This is a genomic window from Zafaria cholistanensis, from assembly GCF_008580665.1.
GTDB lineage: Bacteria > Actinomycetota > Actinomycetes > Actinomycetales > Micrococcaceae > Zafaria > Zafaria cholistanensis.
In genome coordinates, this window is sequence record NZ_BKDJ01000003.1 from 159,641 (window position 1) to 183,310 (window position 23,670).

Below are 23,670 nucleotides of genomic sequence, written 5' to 3' on the forward strand. Positions count from 1 at the left end.
GCGGGAATCGGGCAGCACCGGGCAGGCACTTTCACCCCACGCAGACGAGCAAACGCAGACGGCGGGGCCTTCCCGAAGGAAAGCCCCGCCGTCTGCGTCAGGTGGGTCTCAGGGGATCCTGCTCGGTGGGTCCCGATCAGTAGGTCCACCGGGCAGTGAGTGCCTCGGGACCGCTAGGAGGCGTAGGCGCCCTTGAGCAGGACGGCGCCGCCGTCGACGCCCTTGGCGCCCTGGACGAAGTCCGGTCCGGCGGAGGCCGCAGCCGCGTCCAGCACACCCACGGTGCCCATGGCCCAGGAGGTGACGCCGCGTTCGTTCAGGCGGGCCAGCGCGGCATCGGCCGCGGACTCCTCGACGATCGCGACCATGCCCACGCCCAGGTTCAGAGTGCGCTCCAGGTCGGCCTGGGGCACGCCGCCCAGTTCGGCGACCAGCTTGAAGATCGCCGGCAGCTCCCAGGTGGAACGGTCCACGGTGGCCATCAGGCCCTGCGGCAGCACGCGGGCCAGGTTCGCGGCCAGCCCGCCGCCGGTGACGTGGCTGAAGCCGTGCAGCGGGGCCACGCCGTCCCTGTTCAGGGAACGGACCAGGTCCAGGCAGTCCGCGGCGTAAACCTTGGTCGGCTCCAGCAGTTCCTCGCCGAGGGTGCGTCCGAGTTCGGAGACCTCGCGGTCCAGGGCCCAGCCGGCGTGGTTGATTACACGCCGGACCAGCGAGTAGCCGTTGGAGTGGATGCCGGAGGAGGCCATGGCGATGACCACGTCCCCGGAACGCACGCGCTCCGGGCCGAGCAGGGCGTCGGCCTCGACGACGCCGGTCGCCGCGCCGGCGACGTCGTACTCGTGCTCGCCCAGCAGGCCCGGGTGCTCGGCGGTCTCGCCGCCGACCAGCGCGGTTCCGGCCAGGGAGCAGGCCTCGGCAATGCCGCGGACGATGTCCGCGATGCGCTCCGGGACCACCTTGCCGCAGGCGATGTAGTCGGTCATGAACAGCGGCTCGGCGCCGACCACGACGATGTCGTCCACCACCATGCCGACCAGGTCGTGCCCGATGGTGTGGTGGATGTCCATGGCCTGCGCGATCGCGACCTTGGTCCCGACGCCGTCGGTGGAGGTGGCCAGCAGCGGCTTGCGGTAGGTGAGCAGACGGGAGGCGTCGAAGAGGCCGGCGAAGCCGCCCACGCCGCCGAGCACGGAGGCGTTGTGGGTCGCCTTGATGGCGTCCTTCATCAGTTCGACGGCGCGGTCCCCGGCTTCGACGTCGACGCCGGCGGAGGCATAGGTGATGCCGGCGGGGGTGTCGGGCGTTGCGGAGGTCATGTCAGGGGGCGTCCTTACTTGCTCGGGGTCTTTTCGGCGTCGGTCAGGGTGGATTCGAACTCGGCGTCCGGGCCCGGGTCGCAGTCGGTCAGGTCGGCCGCGGTGCGTTCAAGCAGGTTTTTACCCAGCCGGTCGGAGGCGGGCAGCTTGATCGGGTAGTTGCCTGTGAAGCAGGCGGTGCACAGGCGCTCGCGCGGCTGGCGGGTCGCGCCGATCATGCCGTCCTCGGAGATGTAGGCCAGCGAGTCGGCGCCGATGGAGGCGCTGATCTCCTCCACTGCGGCACCGTTGGCGATCAGCTCGGCGCGGGAGGCGAAGTCGATGCCGTAGAAGCACGGCCACTTCACCGGCGGGGAGGAGATCTTCACGTGGACCTCCTTGGCGCCGGCTTCCCGGAGCATGCGCACGACGGCGCGCTGGGTGTTCCCGCGCACGATCGAGTCGTCCACGACGACCACGCGCTTGCCCTTAATGACCGGTTCCAGGGCGTTGAGCTTGAGCTTGATGCCCAGCTGGCGCAGGGTCTGGGACGGCTGGATGAAGGTCCGGCCCACGTACGCGTTCTTCACGAAGCCGTGCGCGAAGGGGATGCCGGACTCCTCGGCGTAGCCGATCGCGGCCGGGGTGCCGGATTCGGGCACCGGGATGACGATGTCGGCCTCGGCCTCGTTCTCGCGGGCCAGCTGGCGGCCCATCTCGACGCGGGACTCGTAGACCGAGCGGCCGTTGATCGCGGCGTCCGGGCGGGCCAGGTACACGTACTCGAAGACGCAGCCGGCGGGGGTGGCCTCGGCGAACCGCTGGGAGCGGACCCCGTCCTCGTCGATGGCAATGAATTCGCCGGGCTCGATCTCGCGGATGTAGCTGGCGCCCACGGTGGCCAGGCCGGCCTGCTCGGAGGCGACCACCCAGCCGCGCTCGAGGCGGCCCAGGACCAGCGGGCGGACGCCGTGGGCGTCGCGGGCCGCATACAGGGTGTTTTCGTTCATGAAGACAAAGCAGAAGGCACCCTTGATCTTGGGCAGCAGTTCCAGCGCGGTCTGCTCCAGGGTGAGCCCCTCCTCGCCGGCCAGCAGTGCGGTCACCAGCGCGGTGTCCGTGGTGTTGCCCTGGGCGATCTCGCCGCGCGGGGAGGTGCCGTGCTTGGCGACGACCATGTCCATGAGTTCGGCCGAGTTGGTCAGGTTGCCGTTGTGGGCCAGCGCCACCGTGCCCTCGCTGGTTGCTCCGAGGGTTGGCTGCGCATTGGCCCAGTGGCTGGCGCCGGTGGTGGAGTAGCGGCAGTGTCCCACCGCGATGTGCCCGGTCATCGAGTTCAGCGTGTTCTCGTCGAAGACCTGGGACACCAGTCCCATGTCCTTATAGACGTTGATGCGCTTGCCGTCGGAGGTGGCGATGCCCGCCGATTCCTGCCCGCGGTGCTGCAGCGAGTAGAGGCCGTAATAGGCCAGTTTGGCGACTTCCTCGCCGGGGGCCCACACTCCGAAGACCCCGCATTCGTCCTGCGGACCCTTCTCGTAGGGAAGAAGATCATGTGAAAGCATTCCGTCACCACGCACCATGTGACCTATTCTCTCATGAGCCGGAGCGATGGCCGCCGTCGCGGAGCGGCCCCGCGGGTTGGAGGGGAAGGGCCTAGCGGGCGGCGTCGGGGCCGTCGAGGGGGACCGCCGTCGCGCGGCGGGCCCGTTTCCGCTGCACCCGGTCGGTGACCAGCCAGGCGATGGCGCCCAGCGCCAGGCCTCCCATGCCGAAGAAGACGGCCAGGAAGCCCAGGACTGTGCCGCGGGTGAACTCTGCGGACTCCTGGCCCGTGTAGGCGGAGATGATCGCCGCAAACACGCCCACGAAGGCTCCGGCGACCAGGAAAGGCCAAAACTTCGGGGACCTGCGCACCGTCACCTCGATGGGCCGGGAGGGGCCGGGTTCGGGGGAGGGCTGGGCGTCGTGCTGGTGCGGTTCCATGGCTAAAGGGTACCGAAGAGCGGCAGCAGGCCGGACAGGTCCGCGCGCAGCCCGGAGGCCGAGACCCCGCCCCCGGAGAGTGCCGAATCCCACTCGGTGATCCCCGTCACCAGGCCCAGCCACGTCTGCGGGTTTACCTCGACGACGTTCGGCGGGGTGCCGCGGGTGTGTCGGGGCCCCTCGATGCACTGGGCCACCCCGAACGGGGGCACGCGCACCTCCACGGAGTTGCCCTCCGCCACCTCGGAGAGTTCCTCAAGCGCGTAGCGGACCGCGGTGGCCAGCACCGGGCGTGGCAGCGACGCCCGTGCCTCCGGGTCCGCGGCCAGCCACGTGCGCACGGCGGCGCGGCCGGCCTCGGGTGCGATCCGGCGTCGTACTCCCATGCGTGTTGTCCTTTCCGGGGCCGTCTTGTCTCCGGTTGTCTCCGGGCGTTGGCGGCGTCAGTCCAGCAGGGTGGCGACCGGTGCGGCCAGGCGGATCCCGCCCACCGGCGCCGCGCCCCCCAGCACCGGGCGCATCACCTTGTCCAGTACGGCCGCGACCTTCGCCGCCGGGACGGCGCCGGCGGCGGCGAGCAGGTTCAGGCCCACCAGCGTCGCGGCCCGGCCGTTGCCGTCGAGCACCTTGAGGGCGCAGGAGGTTCCGTCCGGGGCGCCGAGCACCATCACGCCCTCCGCGCCGAACTTGGCCAGGACGCCTAACTCGTCCATCACCACGGTGTTCTCCCGGCCCTGCCCCTGCACGGCCCACGCGTAGTCGAGCATCGCGGTCGCAATGGTCGCGGCGCGGGCGTCGGCGTGCCTGTCGCTGGGGGCCTTCGCCAGAGTGCGCACGGCGCGGGCCAGCCCGTGCAGCGAAATCGCCGGCACGGGGGCGCCGCAGCCGTCCACCGCCACGTGCGCCACGGTCTCGCCGGCGAACTCCTCGATTGTTTCCAGCACCAGGCGCTGCAGCGGGTGGTTCGGTTCCAGGTAGGTCCCGGTATCCCAGCCGTTCTCGGCGCAGGCCCACAGGAACGCCGCGTGCTTGCCGGAGCAATTGAAGGCCAAGGCCGACTTGCCCAGGCCGGCCCGGATCAGCTCGATGCGCTCGCCCTCCTCGCCCGGCCAGGCGGACGGGCAGCGCAGGTGGTCCGCGTCCAGGCCCGCCGCGGCGAGCATGCCCGCAACGACCTCCCGGTGCGCGGCGCTGCCCACGTGGCTGGCGCAGGCCAGCGCCACCTGGGCGCCGCGCAGCGGGACCCCGGCGCGCATCGAGGCCAGCGCCTGGAAGGGCTTGAGCGCGGAACGCGGGAAGACCGGGGTGGCGATGTCCCCCAGTTCTATTGCGACCCGGCCTGCCGGGTCCAAAACGACGGCGGAACCGCAGTGGCGGGATTCCACGAACCCGTTTCGGTCCACGACGGCGAGATCCACGGCGTGGGCGGAGGCAAAGGTTTCGGGCATAGGCCTAAGTGTAGGAGCCGAGGGGCCCGCGCCGAGCGTGCGAGGCGTGGGAGGGTCCGTAACGGTAGGAGCCGAGGGGCCCGCGCCGAGCGTGCGGGACGTGGGAGGGTCCGTAACGGTAGGAGCCGAGGGGCCCGCGCCGAGCGTGCGGGGCGTGGGAGGGTCCGTAACGCCGGGGTCCCGGGAGGGCGGGGGCACGGGCTGCTTTGTCCTAGCGCTTGGACAGGACCGCGACCAGGAAGTCCGAGTCGGGCTCCCACGGCCGCAGGTCCCACGTGGACAGCCGCAGGTCCACGGCCAGGCCCGCAGCCTGCGCGTCGGCGAAGAACTGCCCGAATTCGTAGCCGCGCCCGGCCCCGAAACCCACCACGGCGCGTCCACCCGGCACCAGGTGCGCGGCGAAGCGGGCCAGCACCTCGGGGGCCGTGCCCGGAGCCAGGAAGGCCATCACGTTGCCCGCGCACACGATCAGGTCGAACGGTTCGGCGATGCCCGCCGCGGGCAGGTCCAGTTCGCTGAGATCGCCCTCCAGCCAGGTGCAGTCAGGGTGGTCCTTGGCAGCAGCGGCCACCAAAACCGGGTCGAGGTCCACGCCCACCACGGTGTGGCCCCGCCGCGCGAGCTCGCCGCCGACCCGGCCCGGACCACAGCCGGCATCGAGGATGCGGCTGCCGCGTGCCACCATCGCATCGACCAGCCGAGCCTCCCCGTGCAGGTCCACGCCCTCGGCCCGCATCTGCTCAAACCGCTGGATGTACCATTCCGAGTGGCCGGGGTTGCGGCGCACCTGCGCCTCCCACAGCGATTCCTTGCGCTTACCAGCATCGTTTCCCATCCGCCCAGCGTAGCCGCCCGGTACCGCGTCCCGGGCTCCCGCACCTCGCTGGCGCTCGGCGCGGGTCCCTCGCCCGGTACCGCGTCCCGGGCTCCCGCACCTCGCTGGCGCTCGGCGCGGGTCCCTCGCCCGGTACCGCGTCCCGGGCTCCCGCACCTCGCTGGCGCTCGGCGCGGGTCCCTCGCCCGGTACGCTTGTATCTCGTGAAGGTTCTCGTCATCGGCCCCGGCGGCCGCGAACACGCCATCGTCCGTTCCCTGCAGGCCGACCCGTACGTCACGGAGCTGCACTGCGCCCCCGGCAACGCCGGCATCGCCCAGGACGTTCCCGTCCACGCGGTGGACGCGCAGGATCCTGCCGCCGTCGTCGCGCTGGCCCGCGAACTCGGTTCCGACCTCGTGGTCATCGGCCCGGAAGCCCCGCTCGCCGCGGGTGTGTCCGACGCCCTGCGGGAGGCCGGGTTCCCGGTCTTCGGGCCCTCCCGGGCCGCGGCCCAACTGGAGGCCTCCAAGGCCTTCGCCAAGGACGTCATGGCCGAGGCGGGCGTCCCGACCGCCATGGCCCGCGTGGCCGTGAACGAGGCGGAGGCCGCCGACGCGCTGGACGCCTTCGGTGCACCGTACGTCGTCAAGGACGACGGCCTCGCCGCCGGCAAGGGCGTGGTGGTCACCGAGGACCGCGCCGAGGCCCTGGCCCACGCCAACGCCTGCTTCGCCGCCGGGGGGTCCGTGGTCATCGAGGAGTTCCTCGACGGCCCCGAGGTCTCCCTCTTCGTCATCTCCGACGGCAGGCACGCGGTCCCGCTGGCCCCAGCCCAGGACTTCAAGCGCATCTTCGACGGAGACCTGGGCCCCAACACCGGGGGCATGGGCGCCTACACCCCGCTGCCCTGGCTGCCGGCCGGCTTCGTCGACGAGGTCATGGAGCGCGTTGCCTACCCGACCATCCGCGAGATGGCCGCGCGCGGCACCCCGTTCGTCGGCGTGCTTTACTGCGGCCTCGCGGTCACCCGCCGCGGCATCCGCGTCATCGAATTCAACGCCCGCTTCGGCGATCCGGAAACCCAGCCGGTGCTGGCCCGCCTGAAGACCCCCCTGGGCGGGCTGCTCATGGCCGCCGCCACGGGGAAGCTCGACGACGCCGAGCAGCTGCACTGGCGCCCCGAGACCGCCGTGGGCGTGGTCATGGCCGCGGCCAACTACCCGGATTCCCCGGTCAAGGGCGACCCCATCTCCGGACTGGAGGCGGCCGCCGCGATCGAGGGCGTCAGCGTGCTGCACGCCGGCACCGCGACCAATGACGACGGCGAGACCGTCACGGCCGGCGGCCGCGTCCTGGCCGTGGTCGGCCTGGGCGCCGACCTGCACTCGGCCCGCGCCAAGGCCTACGCCGGCGTGGCCGAGATCGGGTGGAAGGGTGCCCAGCACCGCACCGACATCGCCCTCAAGGCGGCCAACGGCGAAATCACCGTGTCGGGAGGTGCCGCGTAATGGCCGGCTTCAAGACCGAGACCCTGCAGCTGCCGGGCTGGACCCACGTCTACTCCGGCAAGGTGCGCGACCTCTACGTGCCGGCCGGGGTGCCCGCCGCGGAGGCCGACCGCGTCCTGGTGGTCGCCAGCGACCGCATCAGCGCCTACGACTTCGTGCTCACCTCCGAGATCCCGGACAAGGGCAAGGTGCTCACCCAGCTGAGCCTGTGGTGGTTCGAGCAGCTGGAGGGGATCGCCAACCACGTCATCTCCACCGACGTCCCGGAGACCGTGGCCGGCCGGGCGATGGTGTGCAAGAAGCTGGATATGTTCCCGATCGAATGCATCGCCCGCGGCTACCTCACCGGCTCGGGCCTGGCCGAGTACAAGGCCTCCCGCACCGTATGCTCGCTGCCGCTGCCCGAGGGCCTGGTGGACGGCTCCCGCCTGGAACCGGCCATCTTCACCCCCTCCGCCAAGGCCGAGGTCGGCGAGCACGACGAGAACATCACGTTCGCCGAGGTGGAGGAGCGCATCGGTGCCAGCAACGCCGCAGAGCTGGCGCGGCTGACCCTGGAGGTCTACACCCGCGCGGAGGAGATTGCCCGCTCCCGCGGCATCATCCTGGCTGACACCAAGGTGGAGTTCGGCACGGACCCGGCCACGGGAGCCATCACCCTCGGCGACGAGGTGCTGACCCCGGACTCCTCCCGCTTCTGGGACGCCGGGACCTACGCGCCGGGCCAGGCCCAGCCGTCCTTCGACAAGCAGTTCGTGCGCGACTGGCTCACTTCGGAGGCGTCCGGCTGGGACAAGTCCTCCGGCGAGCAGCCCCCCGCGCTGCCCCAGGACATCATTGAGCGCACCCGTGCCCGCTACGTCGAGGCCTACGAGCGCCTGACCGGGCGCACGTTCACGGCCTAGGCAAGCGCATCCCCGCCGTCCTTTGGTGGCCTCGGAGGACGGCGCCTTGCGGGGGCCGTTGCAGCACCCGGTCTCTTGGGTGCTGCAACGGCCCTGCCGTATTTAAGGGGCCCTGCCGTCCTTAAGGGAAAGCCGCCGGGTCCGGGGCCTTTCGCAGGTGATTCCGCCGGGGCTATCGGTTGGCCGCGCGGATCTCCGTAGCCAGCTCAATCGCAATCGCGGCGCGGTTGGGCGCGCCGGCTTCGGCAAAGACCATCTGCGCGCGGCGCAGCTGCTCCAGGGCCTCGGTGCCCCGCCCCAGGCCCATCAGGCAGCGGGCGCTGAGCAGGTCCAGCTCGCCCTGGAAATTCGGGGGCAGCGCGTCGCGGTTGGCCTCCACCGGCCTGAGCTGTTCCAGCGCCGCCTCGACGTCGCCGTTCAGGTGCAGCCACCGCGCGCGGATCAGCTGCAGCTCCAGCTTGTCATTGAGGGTGCCGCCAATGACGCTCAGCGCGAGTTCCGCCCGCTCGAGGCATTCCAGGGTCTCCGGCTCCACCACTCCGGCGGCCAGCCGCATGCTGGCCGAGGCCTTGTTGAAGCGCGCCCACAGTTCGATGTCGCTGGCGGGGAGCAGCCGCTGGGCCGCCAGCTGGTGGTTCTCCAGCCCCGCCTCGATGTCCTGGCGCTTGAAGGCCACGTTGCCGATGGCCCAGTACGCATTGCCGGCGGTCTGGCGCGGAGCGCCCTCGGCCACGGCCGCGGACAGGGTCTGGCAGGTTCGCCAGGCCTCCTCCAGCTGGCCGGATTCAGCGAGGGATGCGACCAGCGCGAACAGCGCGGAGATCTGGATCAGCGAGTGCGGGGGCAGGTCCCCGCCGAGCTCCACGGCGGTAAGCGCGTGGTCGACGGCCAGATGCAACCGGCCCAGGCCCAGGTAGGCATTCGCGACGAGGGTCTCGGCACGGACCTTCAGCGCGAGCGACTCCTCGGTCAGCGGGTGGGCCAGTACTTCCTCGGCAGCCGCCCGGTATTCCTCGAAGCGGCCCTGGTCGCGCAGCGCCTCCGCGCGCAGGAACATCATGTTCCACCAGGCGCTGGCGTTCTTCAGGCGCAGGGCCACGACGGCGGCCTCGGCGGCGCTGGCCTCGGCGTCGGTGTATTCGCGGGCCGTGTAGGACTGCCGGGCGCGGTGCTCAAGGAGCACGAATTCGGCCTCGTCGGGGGAGACCGGAGTGTTCCAGGATTCCATGACCTCGCGGTCCATGCCCAAGCGGGCCGACAGTTCGGAGATAATCTCCATCGTCGGTTCCCGGCTCCCGGTTTCCAGCAGCGAGATGTAGCTGGTCGAGTATTTTCCGGCACCCAGTTGGGCTTGCGTCATCTTGTGCTGCAGGCGAGCGTTGCGCAACTTTTCGCCGAACTTTATCCCCAATTTGACCCCTTATTAAACTCGTAGGCCCTCCCCAAGGCCCTCACATGTCGCGACGCGCCGTAAGGTGTCCATTCCTTGACGCCAAGCGTTTGTACCAATTTACAATGAATGTTAAGTGGTGCGCTACTCGTAAACATCGCGCCGCTGGCGGATATCGCCGTACACCACGAACTCCTGGAGGAGAACAGATGAAGAAGCTGATTGCCGCGGTTGGCGTTGCTGCCGCTATTGTCGGAGCAAGCTTTGCGTCCGTGGGGGAGTGGCCGCATGGCGGAGGCCAGACCACTGTCGCTGTGGGTGAATGGCCCCACTCGGAAGAGCCCACGACTTACTAAGGCTTATCTGTCAGGGCGGCGGAGATTTTTACCGCCCCAGACCAGCGGCCCCCGTCCCGGAGGAATCCGGGACGGGGGCCGCTGGCGTTCCAGGGTCAGCTGCGGGGGGTCAGGGTGAGGAGCACCGCTTCGGGGCGGCAGGCGATCCGGACCGGGGCGAAGCGGGAGGTGCCGATGCCTGCCGAGACGTTCAGCGGGACCTGGTGGCCGCCGTGCTCCCATACGCTCAGGCCCCGGGCACGCCAGGTGGGCAGGTCGCAGTTGGAGACCAGGGCCCCGTACCCCGGGAGGCAAACCTGCCCCCCGTGGGTGTGGCCGGCCAGGATCAGGTCCGCCCCGGCGTCGGCCAGGTAGTCCAGGACCCGCTGGTAGGGGGCGTGGGCCAAGGCGATGCGCAGGTGCGGGGCCTCCCTGGAGGTGGAGGAGCCACGCGGCCAGCCGGCGAAGCGGTCCCGGCCCAGATGCGGGTCGTCGACGCCGCTGAAGTCCAGGCGCAGGCCGGGGAAGGGAATGGAGATGGCCTTATTGGTGAGGTTCGCCCACCCAGCCGCGCCGAAGGCCCGGTGCATCTCCCGCCACGGGAGCTCGAACGCGGGATGGTTCGCCGGCGGACCGGAGGGGCCTTTGAGGTAGCGCAGCGGGTTCTTCGGCCGCGGGGCGAAGTAGCAGTTGGACCCCGGCACGAACACGCCCGGAAAGGTCATCAGCGGCGCCAGGGCTTCCAGCAGGTCCGGCACGGCTTCCCGGTGGCTGAGATTGTCCCCAGTGTTCACCACCAGGTCCGGGCGCAACTCCGCCAGGGAATGCAGCCAGCGCCGCTTCAGCTCCTGGCCCGGGACCATGTGGATGTCGGACAGGTGCAGCACCCGGAACGGTGCGGCACCCGGGGGCAGCAGCGGCAGGGTCTCATGGCGCAGCCCGAACTGGTTCCGTTCCCAGAGGCCGTACCCGGCCACGACGCCGGCCAGGGCGGCCGCTGCCCCCGCCCCGTAGGCGGTCCTGGCTGCCGCGGCGCGCAGGGTGCTGCCCAGGCCGCTCGCGGCGGCGCTAGTCTTCATCGCCGGTGCCGTCGGAATCTCCGTTGCCGCCGCCGTTCCCGCCGCCGTTCCCGCCGCCGCCGGTCCCGTCCCCGGTGGCCGGAGCTTCAGGGACGGTGCCGCCCTGGACGGGGGAGTCGGGGTTCTGCGCCGGGGCCTGCGGGATTGCGGGGGTGTCGGGGAGCACGGGAGCGGGCGCAGTGTCGGCCTGTCCAAGGCTTTCCGCGGGGTAGTAGCCCACCACGTCCTTCATGTAGCTCAGCCACATGGGCGCGGCGAACGTGGCCGAGTCCACCCATTCGCGGCTGACACCGTTAATCCGCATGCCCATTGTGGGGGCGAGGTCCGTGTAGCGGCCCACCCAGGCCGCGGTGGAGACACCAGTGGTGTAGCCGACGAACCAGGTGGAGGAGGCGCCGTTGTTGGTGCCGGTCTTGCCGGCGACCGGGACATTGATGGTGCCCTTGGCCACGCGCTGTCCGGCGATCTTGGACAGCGTGCCGTTCAGGTTCGCCACGACCTCCGGGTCGATCGCATCCTCGCAGTCCTCCTCCGGGACCTTGTACTTGTTCCCGGCGGCGTCCTTGACGGAGACCAGCGCGCGCGGGGCGCAGAACTCTCCCTCGTTGGCCAGCGCCGCGAAGGCGGCGGCCTGGGCCAGCGGGGTCACGTTGGTGGTGCCGAGGATGAACGACGGGTTGGAGGGATCCTGGGCCTCGCCGGTAATGCCGTCGACCAGGTGGAGGCGCTCGGTGGCGTCAGCGATGTCGCACAGGTCCAGCTGGGAGGCCTGCGCGGCGGTGGCCGTGTTGATGGACCAGTACAGGCCGTAGTCCACCGTCATGGAGCGCTTGAAGCCGGCGGTCGCGTTGTTCACGGTCCACCCGCCGTCGTCGGTCAGCGCGTAGGTGTAGCCGCGGGGCAGGCAGGAGGCCTTCCACGGGAAGGAGTTGGGGTAGAAGTCGCGGGTGGCGTTGACGGTGTCCCACATGTTCCGGCCGGACTCGAGCCAGGCGATGGTGGTGTACGGCTTCATCGTGGAACCGCCCTGGAAGCCGCCGGCGCCGCCCATGGACTTCTCCACGTTGAAGTTGTACTCCGTGTACTTGGAGCCTTCCTGCGGACCGTAGATCTTGTTTTGCGCCATCGCGAGGATCCGGCCCGTGCCCGGCTCCACGGACACGATCGACGTACCCACGTTGGAGGAGTCGTCGGCGGGCACGGCCTTCTCGACCTCGGCCTCTGCCTCGTTCTGCAGCCGGCTGTCCAGCGTCGTCTTGATGGTCAGGCCGCCACGGTACAGGAGGTTGGTGCGGTCCTCCGGGGTCTCGCCGTAGGCCTTGTCGGCGAGGATCAGGTGGGTGACGTAGTCGCAGAAATAGGCGGCGGTCTTGGCACCCACGCAGCCGGACTTCACGTCCTTGACCTTCAGGCCCAGGTCGGAGGCCACGGCTTCGTCGTACTCCGCCTGGGTGATCGACCCGGTCTTGAGCATGGCGCCCAGGACCACGTTGCGGCGTTTGAGGCTCGCCTCCGGGTTCTTGATGGGGTTGTAGACATTGGGCAGCTGGACCATGCCGGCCAGCAGCGCCGCCTGCCGGATATCCAGCTTGGAGGCCGGGACGGAGAAGAAGCGCTGGGCGGCGGCCTCGACGCCGTAGGTGGTGCCGGAGAAGAGGACGATGTTCAGGTAGCCCTGGAGGATCTGTTCCTTGGTGAACTCCTTCTCCACCGCGATGGCCAGCTTCATCTCCCGCAGCTTGTCGGCGTAGGACTTGGTACCGGAGATGGTCAGGTCCTCCTGGCTCACGCCGTTGAGGCTGTCCGCGTTGATCAGCACGTTGTTCACGTACTGCTGCGTCAGCGTGGAGGCGCCCTGCTGGGAGGAGCTGGTCAGGTTGTGCATCGCCGCACGCGTGATGCCCCGCAGGTCGACGCCGCTGTGCTGGTAGAAGCGTTCGTCCTCAATGGAGACGATCGCGTCCTGCATCGCTTGGGAGACCTTGTCCAAAGTGACCGGGACGCGGTTTTCGGCGTAGAAGGTGGCGATCGTCTTGCCGTCGGAGTCCAGGATCCTCGACGGCACCGAGAGCGGCTCCTGGCGCAGCTCCGCCGGAAGGGCCTTGAAGAATTCGACGCCGGCGGTGGCGCTGGCGCCCGCGACGGAAGCGGCGGGAACCAGCAGTCCGGCGGCGAGCACGCCACAGAGCGCGCTCACACCGAAGAAGGCGACGATCTTGCCCAGGGTGGTAGCCGTATCAAAGAAGGGAGACTTGCGAGGGGCCATACTCCCCAGTTTACAAGGACGGGCTACCCTATCCGTTATGACCAAATGGGAGTACGCGACACTACCGCTCATCATCCACGCCACCAAGCAGATCCTCGACCAGTGGGGAGAGGACGGCTGGGAGCTTGTCACCGTCATCGCCGGCCCCGACGGGAACGCCCCGGTGGCCTACCTCAAGCGCCCCAAGCCGTAACGCCGAAAGAACCGGAGAAACCTTGGAAAACCAGCCCACTTCCGCCGTTGAACGCCGCCTCGCTGAGCTCGGACTCGAGCTTCCCGAGGTTGCCGCGCCGGTCGCCGCCTACGTGCCCGCCCTGGTGAGCGGCAACCTGGTGCACACGTCCGGCCAGCTGCCATTTATTAAGGGCGAACTCCCAGTTACCGGCAAGGTCGGTGCGGGCGTCGACCCGGCCGCAGCCAAGGAACTGGCCGCGACCTGTGCCGTCAATGCCCTGGCTGCGGTAAAGAGCGTCATCGGCGACCTCGACCGCATCACCCGGATCGTCAAGGTCGTGGGCTTTGTGTCCTCCGACCCGGCCTTCACCGGGCAGCCCGGCGTCATCAACGGTGCCTCCGAGCTGCTGGGCAGCGTCTTTGGCGAGGCCGGGGCCCACGCCCGTTCCGCCGTCGGCGTGGCGGTGCTTCCGCTGGATTCCCCGGTCGAGGTCGAGCTGGTTGCCGAATTCAGCTGACCCACAGCCGAACGAACGCGCGCAGGAGCCCCCGGCGGATCCCATCCGTCCGCCGAACGGGCTCCTGCGCCGTCTATACCACCTGCCCCCGGAGCAGCGCGAGGCCGCTGCCAGCTGGGTGACTCACGGGGCCCGCACCCCGCGCAGCGTCCGCCGCGCTTCCTCCGTGGTGCTGGTGCGGGACAGCGGCCGGGGAGTCGAGACGTATCTGGGTTACCGGCCGGGCCAGTCCCCGCTGGGCACGGTGGCTTTTCCCGGCGGGAGCTTCGTGCCCGGCGACGAGGACGACGTCGAGTGGTTTGGCCCCACGCCCGGGGAATGGGCGGCCCGGCTGGGCATCCTGGACCACCGGGTGGCCCGCAGCTACGTGGTTTGCGCCATCCGCGAACTCTTCGAGGAGACCGGCGTCCTGCTCGCCGGTACTGACGGCCTGTCCACCGTGGAGAACTCCTCCACCGACGAGTGGATGGAGGTCCGCGAGGCGGTCGCCGGCCAGGACAAGCCCTTCTCCCAGGTCCTGGCCCTGCGCGGACTGGGCCTGCGCACCGACCTGCTGCGCCCGCTCTCCCACTGGATCAGCCCCGACTTCGCGCACCGCCGCTTCGACACCTGGTACTTCGCCGCGGCCGTGCCGCTGCACCAGGAGCCGACGCTGCTGCGGGGCAAGGGGGTTTGGGCGGAGTGGAAGGCGGCCGCGGACGTGGTCGCCGCCCGCGCGACGGCGGCGCTGGGGGACGAAGTCGGCCAGCCGGATACCAGGGGCCGGCCCCTGAGCGAAATCACCACCCCGGCAGTGGAGGTCATCCTTGAGAAGATTGCCACCACCCGCGGCACGGTGGCCTACCTGTCCCACCGCCGCGACCTGAAGAGCTACCACCCCGGCCTGGTGGAGATGGACGGGGACTTCTACCTCGACGTCACCGCCAGCACCGCGAGCGAGGGCGGCAGGCGCACGCGCGGCCGCTGAGTTGGAGCGCAGCCCCGGGACGGGCAGCTTTGGGTCGGGAGGGCAGCTTCATAGGTTAGGTGCGGAAACGGACGGCGGCGCGGAACCGGTGGGTTCCGCGCCGCCGTCCATTGGCCGGTGCCGCCTAGCGGGAGCGCTGGCGCAGGCGCTGGATGTCCAGGATCACCACGGCGCGCGCCTCAAGGCGCAGCCAGCCGCGCTGGACGAACTCGGCGAGGGCCTTGTTGACCGTCTCGCGGGAAGCGCCGACCAACTGGGCCAGTTCCTCCTGGGTGAGTTCGTGGGCGACCAGGATGCCGTCGGTGGCCGGACGGCCGAAGCGGTCGGCCAGGTCCAGCAGCGCCTTGGCCACGCGGCCGGGGACGTCGGAGAAGACAAGGTCGGCCAGCGACTCGTTGGTGCGGCGCAGGCGGCGGGCCAGGGCCTGCAGCAGCTGGGCGGAAACCTCGGGGTTGCTCTGGATGACCTTGCGGAGGTTCTCGTGGCGCAGGCCGGCCAGGCGTGTCTCGGAGACCGCGGTGGCGGTGGCGTTGCGGGGGCTGGGATCAAAGAGCGCCATCTCGCCGAAAAGCTCGCCCGGGCCGAGCACTGCGAGCAGGTTTTCACGGCCGTCGGGAGCGGTGCGTCCCAGCTTGATCTTTCCGGAGACAATGAAATAGAGCTGGTCGCCCTGGTCTCCTTCGCGGAAGACCGACGCCCCGCGGGAAAGGTCGACTTCGGTCAGCTCATCGGTGAGGGCTGCGAACACCTCATCGCCCAACGTTGCGAAGAGGGGGGCCCGGCGCAGTACCTCGATATCCATGAATTCTCCTGTCACGTGTGTTTGGCGCTCCTCCCATTGTGCCGCATGTTGGCAGCCCTGTGACACCTTCCACAGGCCGGAAACCTTGATTTGCGATGTTTCTCATGCCTGCCGCGCCCGGGCCTCCAAGGCGGCAATGCAGCCGCCGGACCAGGGCCAGGGGGGTTCCGGCATCGGGTGCGCTGACCGCTAGACTGGTGGGGTACGGCCGCGCCGGCCGAATACCGGCGGAGCTTTTTTACGGCCGCTTCAGTTTGGAGTCCTTTGGTGCTTTTCGGGTTCGGTTTGCTGGACATCCTCCTGCTCATTTTCCTGGCAGGCTTCCTGATTTCCGGCCTGCGGAAGGGCTTCTTCGTTACCCTCGGCGGCATCGTGGGGTTCGTTGCCGGCGGCGTTGCCACCTTCTTCGCGATCCCCGTGGTCTCCACCTGGGTCACGGCCCCCGGCTGGCGCCTGTTCTGGGTGGTAGCCACGGCAGTGGTTTTAATCCTCATGGGCCAGGCGATCGGTGCCGCGATCGGCGCCAGGGTGCGGCTGTGGCTGAACCTGCCCGCGCTGAAGTCCTTCGACCGCCTGCTGGGCGGCGTAGCGAACGTCGCGGTGGCCGCCGTGGTGGTCTCCGCCGTCGCCTTCTCCGCGGCCACCATGGGCCTGCCCCTGCTGTCCCAGCAGATCGCCTCCTCGCGGGTCATCCAGTCCATTCGCGACCTCACCCCGACCCCGCTGGACACCGCCATGGCCCAAGCGCGGTCGCTGGTCATGGGCCAGACCATCCCCGAACTGCTGGAGCCGTTCGCGCCCACCACCGTGGAGGCCGCCCCGGCCCGGGTCCCCGATTCCGCCGGCGTCGAGGCCGCTGAGGCCTCCGTCGTAAAGATCACCGGGACGGCTTTTGAGTGCGGCGTGAACCAGACCGGTTCCGGCTTCGCCGCGGCCACCGACCGCGTGGTCACCAACGCGCACGTGGTGTCCGGCATCGCCGACCCGGTGGTGAACACCCAGGACGGACGCGCCCTGCCTGCCCGCGTGGTCCATTTCGATTCCGTTCGGGACCTGGCCGTGCTTTCCGTGGACGGACTGGACCTGGCGCCCGTGCCGGTCGGGGAAAGCCTTTCCACCGGCGACACGGCCGTGTTCATGGGTTTCCCGGCCGGGGGCCCGTTCAGCGTCGAACCGGCCGTGGTGCAGTCGCTGCGCACGGTCAGCGTGCAGAACATCTACGGCGCGGATCCTTCCCCCCTGCAGATTTACCAGATCGGGGCGGAGGTCCGGCAGGGCAATTCCGGCGGCCCGCTGCTGGACCCCCAGGGCCGCCTGACCGGCGTGGTCTTTGCCAAGGCCGCGGGCGGGCTGGATGTGGGCTACGCGCTGGGCCTGGACGAGGTGGAGCCGCTGGTGCTCGATTCGCCGGACCTCACCGAAACGGTCTCCACGGGCGCCTGCTCGGTCGACTAGGGGCCAGCCGCCGGCATCCCGCGTGACCCGGTGCGGGCAGCCGGACCTGTCAGCGCGGGAGCCAGTGCAGTTCCGCGCCGTGCGGTCCGGTGTGCGCCAGCGGCGTCCCGTCCAGGGAGAGCGTGAAGTACCCTTCCCGGGAGGCGGGCGAGGTATCTCCGGCCTTATCCAGGAAGAAGGACTCGTTGGAGACCCAGTGGCAGTCGAGCCCGCGCACGGTCCGGGAGAAGCGCGCGCGGTCCGCCGGGGACAGATAGGCCAGCACCGCGGAATGGAAGACGACCGGGGTGGATCCTTCCGGGGCCCGGCCCACCAGGTCGGCGATGCGTTCGTTCAGGTCCCCGCGCTCCAGCACGGGCCGGGGCCGGGCCTGGCGCAGGGTTTCCAGCGCCGCGCGCAGGTTCGCCAGCCGCTCCGCTTCGCCGGGCCAGACCAGGGCCTCAAGCCAGCGCACGGTGTCCGGATCGGTGCCGTCCAGCGGGTTCAGGTCGATTCCGGCCCGCCAGGCCACCTCCGGCAGCCGGTCCGGCAGCGGCGGGTTACCGGAGGTCGCGCACCGCAGCAGCGGCGTCCCCGACCCCAGCCGGGGCCCGCCGTCGTATTGGTAGGAGTAGAGGTCCGGCAGCAGGCACAGCCCGGCGGAGGGGCCCACCTCGATCAGCGCCAGCGGGCGCCGTTCCCGTTCGGCAACCAGCGCCAGCGCGGGCAGCAGGGTTGCGCAGCGGGCCGGCTCGTTTGTCTGGACCTGGTGGCCGAGCACGACGCCGGCCACCTCCTCCCACCGCTCCAGGGCGAACGCGCGGAACCGGGCGAACGGAACCTCCCCGCAGCCAAGGTAGCGGGCCGCGGCGAACACCAGCAGCGGGGTGCGCTTGTCTTCGGGCAACGTGGCGACACGGCCGAGCAGGTCCGGGTCCGTGGCGGTACGCGAACACCATTGCGTGTACAGCTCGGAGTGGCCCTGGAACCAGACCTCGGCATAGCTGGCCCAGGCTTCGGTGATCTCCTCCGCGGCCACCCGGTCCGGGTGGTCCGGGTGCTTCTCCATGGCGTTCCTTTCCAGGGTGAGCCCGCCGGGACCACGGGTGCGGGGCCCTGACCCGCCGCGGGGCGGATGGTGCAGTTGGTTCAGTCGCGGACGATGGATGCGAGGTGCTGGATGGCGAGCCGGTAGCCGTCGGTGCCCGCGCCCACGATGACCGCTGCGGCCACGGGGGAGATGTAGGAATGGTGGCGGAACGCCTCGCGCTTGTGCACGTTGGAGATGTGCACCTCGATGACCGGAAGTTCCACGCCCGCGACCGCGTCAGCCAGGGCGATCGAGGTGTGCGTGTAGGCGCCGGGGTTGAAGACGATTCCCCTGGCGGTGCCGCGCGCCGCATGGATCGCGTCGATCAGGGCGCCCTCATGGTTGGACTGAAGGAATTCCACTCCGAGGCCCTCGGCGGCGGCGGCGGCACGGCAGAGGTCCTCGACGTCGGCCAGCGTCCGGCTGCCGTAGACGGCCGGCTCCCGGGTGCCCAGCAGGTTCAGGTTGGGGCCGTTCAGGACCAGGATCGTGGTTTCGGTCGGTGCGCTGTTCTCAGTCATGGGTCCATTAAAGGCCCCCGGCGGCGGCGGGGCGTACCTTCCACGTGTGAAAGGCCTGCCGCGCCGCTGCCGGGAGTGGTGCCGGCCTACTTGCGCAGGTCGGCGGCGATCTGGGCCATGACCGTGGGGTCGGCCAGGGTGGTGGCGTCGCCGGGGTCGCGGCCCTCGGCGACGTCCTTGAGCAGGCGGCGCATGATCTTGCCCGAGCGGGTCTTGGGCAGTTCGGGGACCACGAGGATGTGCTTGGGCTTGGCGATCGGGCCGATCTCCTTGGCCACGTGGGTGCGCAGGACCTGTTCGACGTCCTCGCCCTCGCCCGGGGTCCCGCGGAGGATGACGAATGCGACCACGGCCTCGCCGGTGGTCTCGTCCTTGGCTCCGACCACGGCGGCCTCGGCGACCAGTGGGTGGGAGACCAGGGCGGACTCGATCTCGGTGGTCGAGAGGCGGTGGCCGGAGACGTTCATGACGTCGTCCACGCGCCCCAGCAGCCAGATGTCGCCGTCCTCGTCGCGCTTGGCGCCGTCGCCGGCGAAGTACATGTTCTCGAAACGGGACCAGTAGGTGTCCCTGTAGCGTTCCATGTTGCCCCAGATGCCGCGCAGCATCGACGGCCAGGGCTCGCGGATGACCAGGAAGCCGCCCTGGCCATTGGGCACGGGCTCGCCCATGTCGTCGACGACGTCGATCTCGATGCCGGGGACGGGCACCTGGGCGGAGCCGGGCTTGGTCGCGGTGACCCCGGGCAGCGGCGCGATCATGTGTGCGCCGGTCTCGGTCTGCCACCACGTGTCAACGATCGGGGCGGGGTGCTCCTTGCGCGGGCCGGGGGCGCCCTCGGATCCCGGGCCGTTGTTGGATCCGATGACCTCGCGGTACCACATCCAGGCCTCGGGGTTGATCGATTCGCCCACCGATCCGAGCACGCGCAGGGAGGAGAGGTCGTAGGAGTCCGGGATGCTCCGTCCCCACTTCATGAAGGTCCGGATTGCGGTCGGGGCGGTGTAGAGGATGGTGACGCCGTACTTCTGCACGATTTCCCACCAGCGGCCCTGGTGCGGGGAGTCCGGGGTCCCCTCGTACATCACCTGGGTGGCGCCGTTGACCAGCGGGGCGTAGGTGACGTAGGAGTGGCCGGTGACCCAGCCGACGTCGGCGGTGCACCAGTAGACGTCGGTGTCCGGGTGCAGGTCGAAGGTGTCCTTGTGGGTGGCGGCCGTCTGGACCAGGTAGCCGCCGGTGGTGTGCAGGATGCCCTTGGGCTTTCCGGTGGTCCCGGAGGTGTAGAGGATGAAGAGCGGGTGCTCCGCCTCGTGGGCGACGGCAATGTGCTCGGCGGAGGCGGTGCCGACCGTCTCGTGCCACCACCTGTCCAGGCCCTCGGTCCATGCCACGTCCTGGTTGTTGCGCTTGACGACCAGGACGTTGGCCACGGTGTGCCCCTCCTGGGCCAGGGCCTCGTCCACGGCCGGCTTGAGCGGGGAGGGCTTGCCGCGACGGAAGGTGCCGTCGGCGGTGACGACCAGCTTCGCCTCGGCGTCGTCGATGCGCGAACGCAGGGCATCGGCGGAGAATCCGCCGAAGACCACCGAATGGATCGCGCCGATCCGGGCGCAGGCCAGCATCGTGATGACCGCCTCCGGAATCATCGGCAGGTAGACGGCCACCCGGTCGCCCTTGGCCACGCCGAGGGACTCGAACGCGTTGGCGGCCCTCCTGACCTCCTCGGTCAGCTGCGCGTAGGTGTAGGTGCGCGTGTCGCCGGGCTCGCCTTCAAAGTGGATCGCCACCCGGTCCCCGAGGCCATTTTCCACGTGCCGGTCCAGCGCGTTGTAGGCGGCATTGACCGTGCCGTCGGCGAACCACTTCGCCACCGGGGCGCCCGACCAGTCCAGCACCTGCGTGAAATCCTTCTCCCAGGTGAGGACCTCACGCGCCCGGGACGCCCAATAACCCAAGCGGTCCGCGGCCGCGGCCTCGTACCGGGACGCGTCGGCCACCGCATTGGCGGCGAACGCCGCATCCGGGGCGAAGCTGCGGTTCTCGTGCAGCAGGTTGGAGAGGGTGGCGGAGGATTCCGACATGGCGGGTCCTTTCGAAAGGAGTCTTCGTGCTCCCTGTCACATTACATGGGCGGGTATGCGGTGGTGTCGGGCGTCACACAGGCAGTCGCTGACCGGTTGCGGGGGAGCGCCGGACGGTCTGCGTGCTCCAAGCGATTCTCCGGACTAGGCTGGAGGCAGTCTCCCGCGGGCGCAGCGCCCGCGATGCCGAGAATAGGGGAGGGAACGACCATGTCGCACCAGACGTCCAAGGGTTCCGGCGAGGCGCACGCCGTCGCGGGACCGTTCACCCTGCGCGAGGCCGTCCTGCTGGGCGGTGCACTGTTGCTGCTCGTCGGGTCGGTCCTCCCGTTCCAGGTCTCCAGCACGGTGTTTGCGAACCTCTGGGTTTTTCCCGGGACGCTGTTCCACCTGGGGGTGACCCTGATCCTGCCGCTGGCCGTGGCTGGCGGATTTGTCTGGCGCCGCCTGGTGGGGAGGCCCGTGGTGCGCGTGGGGTCGCTGGCGCTGGACCAACTGGGGTCCATCTCCGCGGTCCTGTCCGTGGCCTACTTCTTCTTCGCAGTGGTGGGCTCGTTGAACGGGGCTTACCTGCTGGGCCTGTTCGGGGCCCTGGCCTTCCTTGCCGCGACCACCCTGACTCCCTTCATTCCGGCCTTCTCCGCTGACTTCGAGCCTGCGCCCGGGCACCTGCTGACCCGCCCGGTCCGGCCGGTGGCCCTCCGGACCGCGGCTGCCCCGGCCTTCCCGAAGCCCGGACCGGCTGTCTCGGCGTCCGCGCCTTCCGCTGCCGGGACGGCCGCATCCGCACCGGCAGCGGCTGCCTCTCCGGGCACGGGCTCCGGCTCCAGCCAGCCCGCAGGCGCCACGGGTTGGGCCGATTCGCCCGCCCCGGCCATGGCGTCGGCTCCGGCCCCGGCCCTGGCGTCGGCTCCGGCCCCTGCTGCGGAGCGTTCGGCCCCGGCCGGACAGGAGCAGTCCGCCCACCTTCTGCCGGAAACGGGTGCCCTGCCGGAATCCGGCGCGGTGCAGGACACCGGTGCCGTGCCGTCTGTGGCCGCGCAGTCCAGCGGGGACTCCGGCCAGCCCGGCAGGGCCTCGGCATGGGCCGATTCGCGGGCCTCGGCACCGGCGACGGTCCAGACGGTGGAGCGTTCGGACCGGACCGCGCAGGCCGGGCAGGAGCAGCCACAGGATGAGCTGTCCCGGGAAGCGGCACCTTCCGCCGGCGCCGCATCGTCCCCGGCCACCCTGTCTGTGCCTGCCGTCACGCCCGCCGCGGCAGAAAGCGGTGACGAGCCGTTCGCGGCCAGCCTGCATGAGGAAGTCCCGACCAGCTACCAGGCGTTCTGGTTCGCCGTTCCGCAAACCCGTTACGCCCTTGACGAGACCACCGGGGCGGTGGCGTTCACGCTCCACCCGGGCGCCTGGATCCTGGCCCTCGAGGACCGCGGAGACGAGTTCCTGGTTCAGGACACGGACGGCCGCCTTGGCGTGCTGCGCGACCTGGCCCACGTGGAACGTGCCTGATCCCGCACCCATGCCCGGTGCAGGAAAAAGGACGGGATCCGCGATCCCGCCCGTCCGCGAAAGCCCGCTGGCACTCAAGCGCCGGGCCCGGAAGATTAACAGGATCCTCGGGGAGGCTTACCCGTACGCCGTCCCCGAACTCGATTTCGCGAACCCCTTCGAACTGGTGGTGGCGACGGTGCTCTCCGCGCAGACCACCGACGTGCGCGTCAACGCGACCACCCCGGCCCTTTTCGCCCGCTACCCCACGGCGTTTGCCCTGGCGGAGGCGGACCTTGAAGAGTTGCGGGCCCTGATCCGGCCCACCGGTTTCTTCCGGGCGAAGGCGGACAGCCTGATGGCCCTGTCCCGCCGCCTGGTCGACGAGTACGACGGCAAGGTCCCCGGGCGGCTGGAGGACCTGGTGACGCTGCCGGGGGTCGGACGCAAAACCGCGAACGTTGTCCTGGGCAACGGCTTTGGGGTCCCCGGCATTGCCGTCGACACCCACTTCGGGCGGCTGGCCCGGCGTTTCGGCTGGACCGACGAAACGGATCCCGTGAAGGTGGAGCATGCCGTGGGTGAGCTGTTCGAGCGCCGGGACTGGACCATGCTCTCCCATCGCGTGATCTTCCACGGCCGGCGCGTGTGCCATGCGCGCAGGCCCGCCTGCGGAGCCTGCCCGGTGGCCACGCTGTGCCCGTCCTACGGGGAAGGCGAAACCGACCCGGCAAAGGCCAAAGCGCTGCTGAAGTACGAACTGGCCCCCGGCCGGACGGACCTGCTGGAACTGATGCGCGCCGGAAAAACGCGGCGCGAGCTGCGTGCCATGGGCTACGGGCTGGACCCGTGAGCGCGCGCGAGGAACTCCTGGCCCTGGTCGAACGGCACCGGCCGCGGGCGCAGGCAGGCCACGGCGGGATCAGCCGCATGCCGGAGACGTGGATCTTCCGCGGCATGGACCCCGCCCAAGCCAGGCGCGCCGCCGTCCTGATTCTGTTTGGCCGGCTCGATGACGTCCCGGCCCACCGTGCCTCCCCGGCGGTGCCGGCCGACCTGGACGTGCTGTTCGTGCAGCGTGCGGATTCGCTGCGCAAGCACCCCGGCCAGATTGCGTTCCCCGGCGGAAAGATCGACCCCACGGACCGCTCCGCACGGGACGCGGCGCTGCGCGAGGCGGAGGAGGAAACCGGACTGGACCCGTCCGGCGTCGAAATCCTCGGACAGCTGCCGGCGGCGGAGTTGCCGGTCAGCAACTTCCTCGTCACCCCCGTGCTGGGCTGGTGGCGCCGGACCTCGGAAGTGTTTGCGGTGGACCCGCAGGAATCCGCCACCGTCTTTCGTGCCCCCGTCGCCGACCTGCTGGACCCGGCCAACCGACTCTCGGCGGTGGTGAAGCAGGGCCAGACCCGCCACACTTCGCCCGCCTTCGACGTTGAGGGTCACCTGATCTGGGGTTTCACGGGCATTGTCCTGTCCCGGCTCTTCGACGACCTGGGCTGGACCCAGCCCTGGAACCCGGCGCGGGAGCGCCTGATCAGGTCCGTCTGAGGTCAGGCC

General features: G+C 70.2%; 22 protein-coding genes. 9 read left to right on the forward strand and 13 right to left on the reverse strand.

Annotated elements, in window-relative coordinates; all coding sequences use genetic code 11:
- Window positions 1-173: 173 nt before the first annotated feature.
- The 6 genes from purM to NCCP_RS04585 all read right to left on the reverse strand — a co-directional run bounded on the left by purM (window position 174) and on the right by NCCP_RS04585 (window position 5,567).
- Window positions 174-1,319 (reverse strand): phosphoribosylformylglycinamidine cyclo-ligase, encoded by a 1,146-nt coding sequence (gene purM, locus NCCP_RS04560; RefSeq protein WP_149956056.1) that lies wholly within the window; start codon window positions 1,317-1,319, stop codon window positions 174-176.
- A 14-nt stretch (window positions 1,320-1,333) separates the two neighbouring features.
- Window positions 1,334-2,881, reverse strand: coding sequence for an amidophosphoribosyltransferase (gene purF, locus NCCP_RS04565; protein WP_149956057.1), 1,548 nt, complete (start codon window positions 2,879-2,881; stop codon window positions 1,334-1,336).
- A 73-nt stretch (window positions 2,882-2,954) separates the two neighbouring features.
- Complete coding sequence (locus NCCP_RS04570; RefSeq protein WP_149956058.1) at window positions 2,955-3,284, reverse strand: hypothetical protein; 330 nt, start codon at window positions 3,282-3,284, stop codon at window positions 2,955-2,957.
- Between the two features lie 2 nt (window positions 3,285-3,286).
- Window positions 3,287-3,670, reverse strand: coding sequence for a sterol carrier family protein (locus tag NCCP_RS04575; protein ID WP_149956059.1), 384 nt, complete (start codon window positions 3,668-3,670; stop codon window positions 3,287-3,289).
- Between the two features lie 57 nt (window positions 3,671-3,727).
- Window positions 3,728-4,732: an asparaginase gene (locus NCCP_RS04580; RefSeq protein WP_149956060.1), complete on the reverse strand. Its 1,005-nt coding sequence runs from the start codon at window positions 4,730-4,732 to the stop codon at window positions 3,728-3,730.
- Between the two features lie 211 nt (window positions 4,733-4,943).
- The gene (locus NCCP_RS04585) at window positions 4,944-5,567 is read right to left on the reverse strand and encodes a class I SAM-dependent methyltransferase (RefSeq protein WP_149956061.1); all 624 of its coding nucleotides are present in this window, start codon (window positions 5,565-5,567) and stop codon (window positions 4,944-4,946) included.
- A 203-nt stretch (window positions 5,568-5,770) separates the two neighbouring features.
- Between NCCP_RS04585 and purD the strand changes: the two genes are divergently transcribed.
- Both purD and NCCP_RS04595 read left to right on the forward strand, forming a co-directional pair.
- Window positions 5,771-7,057 carry a phosphoribosylamine--glycine ligase gene (gene purD, locus NCCP_RS04590; protein ID WP_149956062.1) on the forward strand — a complete coding sequence of 429 codons (1,287 nt, stop codon included), beginning with the start codon at window positions 5,771-5,773 and terminating at the stop codon, window positions 7,055-7,057.
- Window positions 7,057-7,962 (forward strand): phosphoribosylaminoimidazolesuccinocarboxamide synthase, encoded by a 906-nt coding sequence (locus NCCP_RS04595; protein WP_149956063.1) that lies wholly within the window; start codon window positions 7,057-7,059, stop codon window positions 7,960-7,962. The genes purD and NCCP_RS04595 overlap by 1 nt, the downstream gene beginning before the upstream one ends.
- 172 nt (window positions 7,963-8,134) lie before the next feature.
- Here the strand turns inward: NCCP_RS04595 and NCCP_RS04600 are convergent, their stop codons facing one another.
- The 3 genes from NCCP_RS04600 to NCCP_RS04610 form a co-directional block, all read right to left on the reverse strand.
- Complete coding sequence (locus tag NCCP_RS04600; protein WP_172627293.1) at window positions 8,135-9,349, reverse strand: helix-turn-helix domain-containing protein; 1,215 nt, start codon at window positions 9,347-9,349, stop codon at window positions 8,135-8,137.
- 454 nt (window positions 9,350-9,803) lie between these two features.
- Window positions 9,804-10,766 (reverse strand): metallophosphoesterase, encoded by a 963-nt coding sequence (locus NCCP_RS04605; protein WP_149956065.1) that lies wholly within the window; start codon window positions 10,764-10,766, stop codon window positions 9,804-9,806.
- The gene (locus tag NCCP_RS04610) at window positions 10,756-13,032 is read right to left on the reverse strand and encodes a transglycosylase domain-containing protein (protein WP_225873675.1); all 2,277 of its coding nucleotides are present in this window, start codon (window positions 13,030-13,032) and stop codon (window positions 10,756-10,758) included. Before NCCP_RS04610 ends, NCCP_RS04605 begins: the two co-directional genes overlap by 11 nt.
- A 37-nt stretch (window positions 13,033-13,069) precedes the next feature.
- On the opposite strand from NCCP_RS04610, the gene NCCP_RS14920 reads away from it, so the two are divergent.
- Genes NCCP_RS14920 through NCCP_RS04620 form a run of 3 tightly spaced genes read left to right on the forward strand, consistent with a single transcriptional unit; the run spans window position 13,070 to window position 14,691 of the window.
- Window positions 13,070-13,225: a Sp36 family protein gene (locus NCCP_RS14920; RefSeq protein WP_172627294.1), complete on the forward strand. Its 156-nt coding sequence runs from the start codon at window positions 13,070-13,072 to the stop codon at window positions 13,223-13,225.
- A 22-nt stretch (window positions 13,226-13,247) separates the two neighbouring features.
- Entirely contained in the window at window positions 13,248-13,724 is a 477-nt protein-coding gene (locus NCCP_RS04615) for a RidA family protein (protein ID WP_149956067.1), read from the forward strand.
- A 43-nt stretch (window positions 13,725-13,767) separates the two neighbouring features.
- Entirely contained in the window at window positions 13,768-14,691 is a 924-nt protein-coding gene (locus NCCP_RS04620) for an NUDIX hydrolase (protein WP_149956150.1), read from the forward strand.
- Between the two features lie 124 nt (window positions 14,692-14,815).
- Here the strand turns inward: NCCP_RS04620 and NCCP_RS04625 are convergent, their stop codons facing one another.
- The gene (locus NCCP_RS04625) at window positions 14,816-15,493 is read right to left on the reverse strand and encodes a Crp/Fnr family transcriptional regulator (RefSeq protein ID WP_149956068.1); all 678 of its coding nucleotides are present in this window, start codon (window positions 15,491-15,493) and stop codon (window positions 14,816-14,818) included.
- Window positions 15,494-15,760: 267 nt separating this feature from the next.
- Here NCCP_RS04625 and NCCP_RS04630 point away from each other — a divergent pair, with 267 nt between their 5' ends.
- Window positions 15,761-16,948: a MarP family serine protease gene (locus tag NCCP_RS04630; protein ID WP_149956069.1), complete on the forward strand. Its 1,188-nt coding sequence runs from the start codon at window positions 15,761-15,763 to the stop codon at window positions 16,946-16,948.
- A gap of 49 nt (window positions 16,949-16,997) precedes the next feature.
- Here the strand turns inward: NCCP_RS04630 and NCCP_RS04635 are convergent, their stop codons facing one another.
- The 3 genes from NCCP_RS04635 to acs all read right to left on the reverse strand — a co-directional run bounded on the left by NCCP_RS04635 (window position 16,998) and on the right by acs (window position 20,622).
- On the reverse strand, window positions 16,998-17,996 hold the full coding sequence (locus tag NCCP_RS04635; protein WP_149956070.1) for a DUF2332 domain-containing protein: 999 nt from the start codon (window positions 17,994-17,996) through the stop codon (window positions 16,998-17,000).
- 80 nt (window positions 17,997-18,076) lie between these two features.
- Window positions 18,077-18,538, reverse strand: coding sequence for a type II 3-dehydroquinate dehydratase (gene aroQ / locus NCCP_RS04640; RefSeq protein ID WP_149956071.1), 462 nt, complete (start codon window positions 18,536-18,538; stop codon window positions 18,077-18,079).
- Between the two features lie 86 nt (window positions 18,539-18,624).
- Window positions 18,625-20,622 carry an acetate--CoA ligase gene (gene acs, locus NCCP_RS04645; RefSeq protein ID WP_149956072.1) on the reverse strand — a complete coding sequence of 666 codons (1,998 nt, stop codon included), beginning with the start codon at window positions 20,620-20,622 and terminating at the stop codon, window positions 18,625-18,627.
- Window positions 20,623-20,832: 210 nt separating this feature from the next.
- On the opposite strand from acs, the gene NCCP_RS15075 reads away from it, so the two are divergent.
- From NCCP_RS15075 to NCCP_RS04660, 3 genes are read left to right on the forward strand one after another with little or no spacing between them, the layout of a single operon-like run.
- Window positions 20,833-22,131 (forward strand): hypothetical protein, encoded by a 1,299-nt coding sequence (locus tag NCCP_RS15075; protein WP_149956073.1) that lies wholly within the window; start codon window positions 20,833-20,835, stop codon window positions 22,129-22,131.
- A gap of 10 nt (window positions 22,132-22,141) precedes the next feature.
- Window positions 22,142-22,963: an endonuclease III gene (nth, locus tag NCCP_RS04655; RefSeq protein WP_149956074.1), complete on the forward strand. Its 822-nt coding sequence runs from the start codon at window positions 22,142-22,144 to the stop codon at window positions 22,961-22,963.
- Complete coding sequence (locus tag NCCP_RS04660; RefSeq protein ID WP_414727701.1) at window positions 22,960-23,661, forward strand: NUDIX hydrolase; 702 nt, start codon at window positions 22,960-22,962, stop codon at window positions 23,659-23,661. The genes nth and NCCP_RS04660 overlap by 4 nt, the downstream gene beginning before the upstream one ends.
- Window positions 23,662-23,670 lie beyond the last annotated feature (9 nt).

Bases quoted from the DNA above. Each gene is read 5' to 3' on its own strand.
- purM (WP_149956056.1), bottom strand. From the start codon at position 1,319: ATGACCTCCGCAACGCCCGACACCCCCGCCGGCATCACCTATGCCTCC.
- purF (WP_149956057.1), bottom strand. From the start codon at position 2,881: ATGGTGCGTGGTGACGGAATGCTTTCACATGATCTTCTTCCCTACGAG.
- NCCP_RS04570 (WP_149956058.1), bottom strand. From the start codon at position 3,284: ATGGAACCGCACCAGCACGACGCCCAGCCCTCCCCCGAACCCGGCCCC.
- NCCP_RS04575 (WP_149956059.1), bottom strand. From the start codon at position 3,670: ATGGGAGTACGACGCCGGATCGCACCCGAGGCCGGCCGCGCCGCCGTG.
- NCCP_RS04580 (WP_149956060.1), bottom strand. From the start codon at position 4,732: ATGCCCGAAACCTTTGCCTCCGCCCACGCCGTGGATCTCGCCGTCGTG.
- NCCP_RS04585 (WP_149956061.1), bottom strand. From the start codon at position 5,567: ATGGGAAACGATGCTGGTAAGCGCAAGGAATCGCTGTGGGAGGCGCAG.
- NCCP_RS04595 (WP_149956063.1), top strand. From the start codon at position 7,057: ATGGCCGGCTTCAAGACCGAGACCCTGCAGCTGCCGGGCTGGACCCAC.
- NCCP_RS04605 (WP_149956065.1), bottom strand. From the start codon at position 10,766: ATGAAGACTAGCGCCGCCGCGAGCGGCCTGGGCAGCACCCTGCGCGCC.
- NCCP_RS04610 (WP_225873675.1), bottom strand. From the start codon at position 13,032: ATGGCCCCTCGCAAGTCTCCCTTCTTTGATACGGCTACCACCCTGGGC.
- NCCP_RS14920 (WP_172627294.1), top strand. From the start codon at position 13,070: ATGACCAAATGGGAGTACGCGACACTACCGCTCATCATCCACGCCACC.
- NCCP_RS04625 (WP_149956068.1), bottom strand. From the start codon at position 15,493: ATGGATATCGAGGTACTGCGCCGGGCCCCCCTCTTCGCAACGTTGGGC.
- NCCP_RS04635 (WP_149956070.1), bottom strand. From the start codon at position 17,996: ATGGAGAAGCACCCGGACCACCCGGACCGGGTGGCCGCGGAGGAGATC.
- aroQ (WP_149956071.1), bottom strand. From the start codon at position 18,538: ATGACTGAGAACAGCGCACCGACCGAAACCACGATCCTGGTCCTGAAC.
- acs (WP_149956072.1), bottom strand. From the start codon at position 20,622: ATGTCGGAATCCTCCGCCACCCTCTCCAACCTGCTGCACGAGAACCGC.
- NCCP_RS15075 (WP_149956073.1), top strand. From the start codon at position 20,833: ATGTCGCACCAGACGTCCAAGGGTTCCGGCGAGGCGCACGCCGTCGCG.
- nth (WP_149956074.1), top strand. From the start codon at position 22,142: ATGCCCGGTGCAGGAAAAAGGACGGGATCCGCGATCCCGCCCGTCCGC.